The organism is Rhodoplanes sp. JGI PP 4-B12, assembly GCF_900188135.1.
Genome location: NZ_FYEN01000017.1, coordinates 1 through 9,406, shown reverse-complemented (window position 1 = coordinate 9,406; position 9,406 = coordinate 1). Strand labels below are relative to the sequence as shown.

The following is a 9,406-nucleotide window of genomic DNA, read 5'->3' as shown; positions in this document are numbered from 1 at the left end:
CAAGAGCGGCGAATAGCCAAGCTGCGCATAGGCGGTGCGCGACACCATGCTGCGAATATCATGAACTAAAGGGTAAGCGCGCAGACTGTGCGCGCGCTCGGTGAGTGCGATCGCAATCGGCCCCTGCGGCTTGAGAAGCTTCGCCAGCGCGCAATCGTCGATCAGCGCACCGCGGATCGCCGCCAAGCCGCCAGCCGTCTGCAACGCGTCACGCCGCACCAGCATGCAGCCGCCGGCCGCCGCCGCGGTTTCTCGCCGCGGGTCATTGGCCCAAGCGAACGGGTAGAGCATCTGAAAGAAAAAAACGAACGCCGGCACAAACATGCGCTCGGCAAAACTCTTGCAGCGCAATTTCACCATCAGCGAATTAAGCACCAGGTGCTCATGCCCTGCCCGCGCCACCAGCGAAGCGACCGCGCCGGGTTCAAAAACAATATCCGCATCGGTAAAGAGCAAATAATCCGGGGCATGCGGCATGCTGCAGGCGAATTCCACCCCCTGCTGCTGCGCCCACAGCTTGCCGGTCCAGCCTGCCGGCAGGGGCCGCCCCGAAATAACGGTCAGGCGTTCGCTGGCGCCCGGCGCCGCCGCGGCCTCGCGCGCGACGCCGGCGGTGGCGTCGCGGCTTTGATCGTCGACCAGGATTATGTTGAACGTTCCCGGATAGTCCTGGCGTAACAGCGAGCCGACGGTCTCGCCGACAGTTTCGGCTTCGTCCCGCGCCGGTACGACGGCGCTCACCGGCGGCCATTGCATGGCAATTGCCTCCGGCGGCAGGCGAGCGTCGTCGCGCTCGGCCGCGCGCCAAAATCCTCCGCGCGCGGCGATCAGATAGAGCCAGATCGCCAGCACCATTGACCCTATAATGTCCTGCGCCACAGATGGTCCCTTCAATGGCGTTCCGCGCCGGGCTTTGGTTATCGCTTAAATACAGGACCTGATATAGGAACCGGAGAGCAAGGCTGAGCGGGGCAATCCCTAAAATGAGCGGCAAAAACAGCCCTTTTCTCGCGCGGCTCGACGCGGTCGCAGCCGAGACCGAGACCCTCCTCGATCGGCTCCTTGCCAGCGCGCCCGCGGCCGGCGAGCTGAGCCGTCCCGCGCGCCTCATAGAAGCTATGCGCTATGCGAGCCTCGGCGGCGGCAAGCGGTTCCGGCCGTTTTTGCTGGTCGAATCGGCAGGGCTTTTCCAGGTGCCGCGGCCGAACGCATTGATGGCCGGCGCCGCCTTGGAATGCGTACATTGTTATTCGCTGGTCCACGACGATTTGCCGGCGATGGACAATGACGAATTGCGGCGCGGACAACCCACGGCACACCGCAAATTCGATGAGGCCACCGCGATCCTCTCCGGCGATGGGCTTTTGACTTTCGCCTTCGACATTTTATCGCGCGAAGAAACCCATCCGCAGGCGGCCGTGCGCATTGAACTGGTCAATGCGCTGGCGCGCGCCGCCGGTCTCGGCGGCATGGCCGGCGGCCAGATGCTCGATCTCGCAGCCGAAGGCCGCTTCGGCACAGTCAGTCACGGCGAGCGCGAAGTGCGGATGCTGCAGGCGATGAAGACCGGCGCGCTGTTGCGCTTCGCCTGCCAGGCCGGCGGCATTCTCGGCGGCGCCAGCGCGCAACAGCGCGAGGCGCTCACACGGTTTGGCGCGGCGGTCGGCGAAGCGTTTCAGATCGCCGACGATCTCCTCGACATCGAGGGCGATCCGGTATTGGTGGGCAAATCGACCGGCAAGGACCTCGCCGCCGGCAAAGCCACCTTCGTCAGCGTGCTCGGCATACCGGGCGCCAAGCGGCGGCTCGAGCAGCTCGTGACCGAGGCGGAAGCGGCGCTGGCTCCGTTCGGTGCTGCAGCGGCGATGCTGATCGAAGGTGCGCACTTTGTCGCCGAACGGCGGGCATGAGTGGACATGAATGGACATGAGCGCTGCCTTAGAGCGGTCACGCTCAGATGCGAGCGAGGTAGCGTTGCCCCCAGCTGATGCAGGCCCGGGGTGATGGAGAAATGAAGGGAAATTGACACAATACTGTGGTGGCCAATGAACCGCTGTCTCCGCCGCACGATCTGGGCCTATACCGCAACCATGATTTTAGTGGCGGCGTCCGGCATGTACGAGGCCGGCGTTTCGGCGCAGGAATCTGGTAACCGGCAACAATCCCGCGCACATGTTAAAAAAACGCCGCCGTCGCCCCAGTCTGCGCCTGCCGCAGCCGGCCAGCCGCAGAAATTTCCGCCGCGCACGCCATTTACTGGAGCCGATGATGCGGTTGCCGGAATTCCCGGCATACCTGACGCGCGCTTTTGGGCGGATTCCGAGAGCGACTTCAGCAGGGCGCTGCCGCCACAGCGCGGGCCTTGGCTGATACTCTCGACCGGCGGCGCGGACGGCGCCTTCGGCGCTGGCTTGCTCGCGGGCTTGAGCGCGGCCGGCAAGCGCCCGGATTATGCGGTCGTCACCGGGGTCTCCACCGGCGCATTGATGGCGCCATTCATCTTCGCCGGCGCGCGCTATGACGCAGCGCTGCAAGCTGTCTACACCCAAACTTCGGCCGCCGATATTTTCGAGGTCGGCGGCACCGGCGAGAGTTTCCTAGACACTTGGCCATTGCGGGAGCTGATCGCCAAGCAAATCACACCGGCGCTTCTTGCCGACATCGCCGCCGCGCATCAAAGCGGGCGACGCCTCTTCATCGTCACCACCGATCTCGACGCCGGGCGTTCGGTGGTCTGGAACATGGGCGCGATTGCGCGCCATGGCGGCGACGCGGCGCTCAAGCTGTTCCACAGCGTGCTACTCGCCTCCGGCAGCGTCCCGGGCGCTTTCCCGCCGGTGCTCATCGATGTCGAGGGCAACGGCAAACGCTTTGCCGAGATGCATGTCGACGGCGGCGTCGGCGGACAATTCTTCGTGGCGCCGCCGGCGCTGATGGCAAGCACCAGCGGCTACCAAATTCCGGCGGACGCGCTTTACATCGTCGTGAACAGCGGCTTGCAGCTGGACTTCCAATTGATCGACCGCACCACGCCGGCGATTCTTGCCCAGTCGGTATCGACGGCGATCAAAGCCGATCTACGGATTTTGCTTGATCGCGCCTATGTCGCCGCCAAGCACAGCGGCATTGGCTTTAATGTCGCCAGCATTCCGGCAGGCTTCAAGGCGCCAAGCCGCGGCGCCTTCGATCCGGACTACATGAAAGCGTTATTCAAAGTCGGCTATGATCAAGGCAACAGCGCGAATCCGTTCGCCGACGAACCGCCGCCCTTTCCGAGTCCGCCAGCAAGCGTGACGAGCGTTCCGCAGCCTGGAGCGAACAGATGAGCAAGCTTGTAAGCAAGTTTGGCCTCGTGACTGCAATCGCAATCGGGGCATTGGTTGCGGCATTGCCCGCAGCGCCGTCGCAAGCGGCGCATAAGCGTGCGGCGCACTCGCGCGCCTATGATGGATTGTGGAGCGTGTCCATCTATACGAGCTACGGGCCCTGCGCGACTTATCGTTATCCGGCACGGATCGTCGGCGGCCGCGTGGTGCAGGCTGTTAATGATTTCAGCTATCAGATTGCCGGCGCCGTGGCGGCGAGCGGCGCCACCGCCGTCACCGTCGCCAGCGGCGGCCAATATGCGGTCGGCTATGGCCGGCTGCGCGGTGCGAGCGGAGCGGGCCGCTGGAGCACCGCCGGCAATCTCTGCTCCGGGACCTGGAGCGCCATCCGCCGTGCGGCGGCGAATTGATGGTCCGTATTCGAGCCCGGTAGGCCTTAGATTCGTCATTGCGAGCGTAGCGAAGCAATCCAGCCTACTGGGAAGGTTCTGGATTGCGTCGTCGCTTCGCTCCTCGCAACGACGAGTCTATAGTCACCCCGTCTTCCTTGCTTGGACATTTGCGTTCCACCACGGACAAACGTCCGCCGCGCGCAGGTAATTGCCGTCCATGACATTGACCGGCTCGCGGCCGGCGGCTTGCGCGGTGCGGATACGTAAGTTGCGCGCCTCGTCGCGGCCTTCCGGCGTGAGCCACATGCGATCGTGGCCCCATAAGCTCGGGCCTTCGGTACGCTCATGCGGCGTCCAATTCGCGGTATCGATGGTGCGGCCGCCCCAGCCATATTCGACCAGGAATTGCGATGGCGAATAGGAATAGAACGAGGTGACGTGATCGTTGACGTGGCGGCCGAGCGTGGTGCCGATCATGTCCGGCTTTTGCAGCGCCAGATCGTAAGCCTGTCCGACATCGTCGAGATAGCAAAGCTCGACCATCATGTGATGGATGCCGTTCTTGCCGGTGTCGATGAAAGCCAGGCTGTGGTGGCGCGCATTGATGTGGAAGAAATAGGCCTTGAACGGTTTGAGGATGAAATCGGTCGGCTCAAAATTGAGGATCTCAGTATAGAACGGCAGCACGTCATCGAGCCGCTCGGCGGTCAGCACAGCATGGCCCATGCCGAGCGGTCCGGTGCGGAAGCCGGAAATCGACCGGCCCGGCTTGAACGGATCGCTCGCGACTTCGGCGCCGTAAAACGCTTCGAGCCGATTGCCGATCGGATCGGCAAAGACGATCAGGTCCTTGACGCGGCGTTCGTCGGCAAGCGCGCGTGAGCCGCGCGCCACCTTGGCGCCGGATTTTTCTAAATGCGCGGCGAGCGCGTCGAGCGCCGCCGTATCGGCCACTTCCCAGCCGTAGAACGACGGGCCGTCGTCCTCGTCGGTATGGACGATGATGCGCTGCTTGCGGTCGTCCATGCGCAAAGCGAGCGTGCCGCGGCTGTGATCGACGAGCTGCATGCCAAGGAACCGCGTGCCGTAGGACACCCAGTTTTCCAGGTTTCGCGTGCGGATACCGACATAGCCGAGCGCATTGAGATTCATGATCGCTCTCCTCCGCTACATATAACGCGTCACGCTGCGGCGACGTAGGCCCTCGGCTGAATTTTTCCCTTGATCTGGGTGCGATGCATCACCCGGCGCGCGCTGTTATCGAACGGGTCGCGGCGATGCATGGTCGAGCGATTGTCCCAGACCACAAGATCATCGACGCGCCAGTGGTGTTCGTAAGTGAACTCCGGCGCATCCATGAACGTCCAGAGCTCATCGAGCAGCGCGTCCGATTGGGCTGGCGTCAAACCCTCGATGTAGGAATTGCGGCGGCGGCCGAGATAAAGCGCCGGCTTGCCGGTATTGGGATGCGCGCACACGGCCGGATGCCAGGCGCCCGGCGCCTTGTGCGGATCGTCCGTCGGCGTCACGCCTTGGCGCACATAACCGCCGCTGTTGAAGGTTCCGTCGTGTTTGATGCGGCGCGTTCCCAGCTTCATCTTTAACGACGCCGGCAATGCTTGCCACACCGCCTGCATACCGCAGAAATAGGTGTTGCCGCCGGAAGGCGGAATTTCCAGCGCATAGAGCATCGACGCATCGGGTGGCACATCGAGATAGCTCATGTCGGTGTGCCACACGGCTTCGCCGGCGCCGAGCGCACCGATCGGTTCGCCTTTCTGATCAAGCACGTTAGAGACGACGTAGATATCGGGATATCCCGGCGGACTCTGCCGGCCGCGTTCCTGATTAGGTGGCGGATCGAGCTCGCCGAAGCGTCGGCTGAAATCGAGCAGGTCGTCATCGCTGAGTTTTTGTCCGCGGAACAGCAACACCGAATGGCGGTGCCAGGCAGCCTCAATTTGTGCAAACTCCGCCGCGCTCAATGCAGTAAGATCGACATTTCCTATTTCCACTCCAACCGCAGGCGTGAGTGGCGTTAGCGTCATTGGCATGCGGCAAATCTCCGACAGATGTGGTTACGCGAGCGCGACATCATACGCGAGACTTTATTGTCTTCCCAGCGGCGCTGGACCTTCCTGGAGCCCGCCATTAATTTCACCGCGTCACCTTGCGGGGTAAATGCCACAACCGGGGAGCAGGGCCACGATGCGACGGCGTGACCTTATTATAACACTGGGATCGGCCGCATTAGCAGCGCGTGGCTTGGCGACCACCGCTGCGCGCGCCGCAACCTATCCTGAGCGGCCAGTCCGGCTGATCGTTCCATTTCCGCCGGGCGGCGGATTCGATGCGGTCGGGCGTCCATGGGCGGACCGGATCAAACCGCTTCTCGGTACGATCGTGGTCGAAAACCAGGGCGGCGGCGGCAGTTCGCTCGGCGCTGCTTCGGTCGCGCATTCAAGTCCCGATGGCTATACGCTCCTGCTTGGCGGATCGAGCACTCACGTCACCGAAGCAATTCTGAAGACGCGGCCGCTCTACGATCCGATGAAGGATCTCGATCCGATATCCAACATCGCAGTTTCGCCTTTCGCGCTGGCCGTGCATCCTTCGATTCCGGCCGGCACGCTGTCGGAGTTCATCGATTACAATAAAGCCAACCCTGGCAAACTGTCCTACGGCCACGCCGGCGTCGGCTCGCTCAATCATCTCACCGGCGAATTGTTCAAGTCGCTCGCCGGCCTGCCCGATCTTCTGCAAGTGCCGTATCGCGGCTCGGGGCCGGCGATTGCCGACGCGCTTGCCGGCCATGTTTCCATGGTGGTGCCGGCCATGACCGGGCAAATGATTGAATTTCACCGCACCGACAAGCTGCGGATTCTGGCGGTGACCGGTCCAAATCGCTTGGGTGCCGCGAGCGATCTGCCGACCGCCGCGGAAACACTGCCGGCGATGATCTCTCAGCAGTCCATCGGACTATTCGCTCCGGCCGGCACTGCCAAGGCAATCATTAAGCAGATCGCGGCCGCAAACCACGCCCTACTCGCGCAGTCCGATTACCAGAAGATGCTGGTCGAGACAGGATTTGAACCCGACGTCGATTCATCGCCGGAGATATTCGGGCAACGTATCGAAGCGGAGATCATGAAATGGACGCCAATCGTCCAGACGCTCGGAATTAGAATCGACTGAGCAGCTCGATCGCCTAAGATTGCTTTGCGCCGTTTACGCATGGGGCCGCCATCTCCCCGAAATCTCACGAAATTATTGTTGATTGTTGCAGAAATGACATAGCCGGCGCTGTGTCCCGGCGATACCATCTATTGTGATTGCATTCTGGGGGACAGGCGATGCGACGGCTTATTATTGCGGCTGCGGCGTTGATCGCGGTTGTGTCACTTGCACCGACAAAGCTGGAAGCGGGTAAGGTAATGCCAAAGATCGTGCCTGCCGGACCACCAGGACATGTCGGTGCACTTCCGTGGGCTTTGATGGCTTGTCCCGCTTTGATCGTCTTCACCGGCGCAGTCGCCAATTTCAAGGACAACCGGCAGCTCACGTTTTGGGAAGCGTGGACGTGCGGCTTGGCCTACTGGTTCTGGGTGCCGGGTCAAATGCCGCCCAAAGCTCGCACACACTGAAGTGCTCGCACACATTGAAGCCTTCATGGCTGAAGTGATGAGCGGCTAAGAGCCGCCACTATCACCGCAGCGTTTGCTTCATTAATCCGGCTTACGTTCCACACCGACTGTCGATTTCAGTCGTCCTTTCCTATTTTTTCTGCCGTACGCAGCGCCAGGGCGTGAATGGTGAGCGATGGCGCTTCGCCGCCACCAGACGAAGGAAAGACACTTGCGTCGGCGATCCATAAATTGCGCCAGCGATGGCTGCGGCCATCGGCATTGACCACCGAACTGGCGGGATCGGCCCCCATGCGGCAAGTGCCAAAGACATGGGTCGCGCCGAACCAGTCCCAGGTTGTATAGCTCTCGAAAATATCCACCGCGCCGCTTGCGGCGAGGAGTTCGCGCGACTTGGCCGCCATGAAACGCAGACGGGCAATGTCGGGCTCGTCCAGCCACGCCGAAATACGTGCCAGCGGGATGCCGAACTGGTCGCGCTGATCGGGATCGAGATCGACGCGGCTGTTGCGATTCGGCAGGCTCTCGCCAATCGCGCCAACGTGTAGGGAATGACCCCACAAGCGGCGTACCGATTGCGCATGCGCGCGGCCCCAACCGGGTACTGCGCGCAGCGCAAATCCGGCCAATCCCTTTAACTCGCTCTCGCCGGAAGCGCTATATATTCGACAGCCGCCGATCATTCCGGGAATGGCATCCGGCGCATTGAAATCCCAGCAGATGGCATCGTCAGGCAAACCGCGGCGCGCGTGCTGCGGATCGGGATGCAGCGCTCCCACCGTGACACCGAGCGTATCCATAAAGTTGCGCCCGACCTCGCCGCTTTCGTTGGCGAGCGCATCGGAGGCCAGCAGCAGGCGCGGCGTTTCAACGGCGCCGCACGCCAGAATGAGATGGGGGCTGGGGATGCGTTCGATCGTGCCGTCGGTACGTCCGACCAGAACGCCTGTCACGCGGTCGCCGGGGCCGGCTTCTATCCGCAGCACCGGACTATCCGGACGAACGACGCAGCGGCCCGTCGCCAACGCTGCCGGAACAAAGGTCACGTCGGCGCTGCCTTTGTCGCCGCGCGGACAACCATTGTTGCAACCGCCGCAGTAATTGCACGGCGCACGTCCATTCCAGGGCAGCGACAGTGCAGCGCGGCTGTTGGCTTGCCAATCAAGGCCAAGCGCTGCCGCGCCCCGCCCCAATGTCCGGGCCGCGTATGAGAGCGGATGGGGCGGCAAGGGAAATCCGCGCGAGCGCCACCGCGCGCCTTGGCTCGCCGGGCCGGCAACGCCGATGAGCTCTTCGGCGCGAATGTAGAATGGCTCCAACTCGGCGTAATCGATCGGCCAGTCCGCGGCAACGCCGAAACGGCTTTGCATTTTCATCGCGTCGGGATGGATGCGATGTGATTCACCGGTGAAATGCAGCGTGGTGCCGCCAATGCCGCGGACGTGATAGTATTTTTCCATCCAGCGCGTGCCGCTTGTAACCAATGAGCCCATGCCTCTGCTCCCCGACGCCAGCAGAGGTTCGGCGCCGGTCAATTTTTGGCCGGGCGCAAAAGTGACCGAGGCCGTACTGCCGGGTTTTTCCGGAAAATCGCGCGTCTCCCAATCCGACTCAGTCAATGGGTAGTCGACGATCGGATTAAACTGCGGTCCGGCGTCGAGCAGCAATACTGACATGCCGCGTTGGCAAAGCCCGTAGGCTGCCGCGGCGCCACCGGCGCCGGCGCCTACAACCACCGCATCCCATTCCGCTTCGTTTTTCATCGCGGCGGATCTTGAAAATCGGCAAAGCCTTCAGGCTGTGGCGGATCGGTGTAGGGAAATGCAGACTTGATCGTGGGGTGGGAGTAATAATTAAAGCCGGCGTAGAATCGCAGCAGGACGATAAATTGCTTGGCATCTTCGTCGTCCGAGGCAAATGCGGCTTCGACGGCCGCCGATCTGGCGGGCTCGTCGAGGGCAAGAAAATCCGCGCCGCCTTGATTTTTGGCTCGCCGGTCGAGCCAACCAACGCCGTCTGCCATCATTTCATGAAGGTCGGACAT

10 protein-coding genes are annotated in these 9,406 nt (G+C 62.4%); 6 read left to right on the top strand and 4 right to left on the bottom strand.

Annotated features, from left to right (window positions below; all coding sequences use genetic code 11):
- Positions 1-855 (bottom strand): glycosyltransferase (locus CFA80_RS01075; protein ID WP_088518524.1); only part of this gene is annotated, 855 nt, incomplete at its 3' end.
- Between the two features lie 128 nt (positions 856-983).
- Between CFA80_RS01075 and CFA80_RS01070 the strand changes: the two genes are divergently transcribed.
- The 3 genes from CFA80_RS01070 (at position 984) to CFA80_RS01060 (ending at position 3,736) form a co-directional block, all read left to right on the top strand.
- On the top strand, positions 984-1,910 hold the full coding sequence (locus CFA80_RS01070) for a polyprenyl synthetase family protein (protein WP_088518523.1): 927 nt from the start codon (positions 984-986) through the stop codon (positions 1,908-1,910).
- A gap of 135 nt (positions 1,911-2,045) precedes the next feature.
- On the top strand, positions 2,046-3,326 hold the full coding sequence (locus CFA80_RS01065) for a patatin-like phospholipase family protein (RefSeq protein ID WP_088518522.1): 1,281 nt from the start codon (positions 2,046-2,048) through the stop codon (positions 3,324-3,326).
- Complete coding sequence (locus CFA80_RS01060; protein ID WP_088518521.1) at positions 3,323-3,736, top strand: hypothetical protein; 414 nt, start codon at positions 3,323-3,325, stop codon at positions 3,734-3,736. The genes CFA80_RS01065 and CFA80_RS01060 overlap by 4 nt, the downstream gene beginning before the upstream one ends.
- Before the next feature lie 123 nt (positions 3,737-3,859).
- On the opposite strand, the gene CFA80_RS01055 is transcribed toward CFA80_RS01060, so the two are convergent.
- Together CFA80_RS01055 and CFA80_RS01050 are read right to left on the bottom strand one after the other, a co-directional pair.
- On the bottom strand, positions 3,860-4,870 hold the full coding sequence (locus CFA80_RS01055; protein WP_088518520.1) for a VOC family protein: 1,011 nt from the start codon (positions 4,868-4,870) through the stop codon (positions 3,860-3,862).
- Positions 4,871-4,899: 29 nt separating this feature from the next.
- Complete coding sequence (locus CFA80_RS01050; RefSeq protein ID WP_088518519.1) at positions 4,900-5,772, bottom strand: TauD/TfdA family dioxygenase; 873 nt, start codon at positions 5,770-5,772, stop codon at positions 4,900-4,902.
- Between the two features lie 211 nt (positions 5,773-5,983).
- On the opposite strand from CFA80_RS01050, the gene CFA80_RS01045 reads away from it, so the two are divergent.
- Together CFA80_RS01045 and CFA80_RS01120 are read left to right on the top strand one after the other, a co-directional pair.
- Positions 5,984-6,913, top strand: coding sequence for a tripartite tricarboxylate transporter substrate-binding protein (locus CFA80_RS01045; RefSeq protein WP_159454608.1), 930 nt, complete (start codon positions 5,984-5,986; stop codon positions 6,911-6,913).
- 299 nt (positions 6,914-7,212) lie between these two features.
- Positions 7,213-7,362: a hypothetical protein gene (locus CFA80_RS01120; protein ID WP_159454607.1), complete on the top strand. Its 150-nt coding sequence runs from the start codon at positions 7,213-7,215 to the stop codon at positions 7,360-7,362.
- Between the two features lie 116 nt (positions 7,363-7,478).
- On the opposite strand, the gene CFA80_RS01035 is transcribed toward CFA80_RS01120, so the two are convergent.
- Positions 7,479-9,125, bottom strand: coding sequence for a GMC family oxidoreductase (locus CFA80_RS01035; protein ID WP_088518516.1), 1,647 nt, complete (start codon positions 9,123-9,125; stop codon positions 7,479-7,481).
- 11 nt (positions 9,126-9,136) lie between these two features.
- On the opposite strand from CFA80_RS01035, the gene CFA80_RS01155 reads away from it, so the two are divergent.
- Positions 9,137-9,406, top strand: a 270-nt coding sequence (locus CFA80_RS01155) for a hypothetical protein (RefSeq protein WP_245281140.1), incomplete at its 3' end; no start/stop codon positions are given.

Coding starts and splice junctions, on each gene's coding strand:
- CFA80_RS01070 (WP_088518523.1), top strand. CDS start 984: ATGAGCGGCAAAAACAGCCCTTTTCTCGCGCGGCTCGACGCGGTCGCA.
- CFA80_RS01065 (WP_088518522.1), top strand. CDS start 2,046: ATGAACCGCTGTCTCCGCCGCACGATCTGGGCCTATACCGCAACCATG.
- CFA80_RS01060 (WP_088518521.1), top strand. CDS start 3,323: ATGAGCAAGCTTGTAAGCAAGTTTGGCCTCGTGACTGCAATCGCAATC.
- CFA80_RS01055 (WP_088518520.1), bottom strand. CDS start 4,870: ATGAATCTCAATGCGCTCGGCTATGTCGGTATCCGCACGCGAAACCTG.
- CFA80_RS01050 (WP_088518519.1), bottom strand. CDS start 5,772: ATGCCAATGACGCTAACGCCACTCACGCCTGCGGTTGGAGTGGAAATA.
- CFA80_RS01120 (WP_159454607.1), top strand. CDS start 7,213: ATGGCTTGTCCCGCTTTGATCGTCTTCACCGGCGCAGTCGCCAATTTC.
- CFA80_RS01035 (WP_088518516.1), bottom strand. CDS start 9,125: ATGAAAAACGAAGCGGAATGGGATGCGGTGGTTGTAGGCGCCGGCGCC.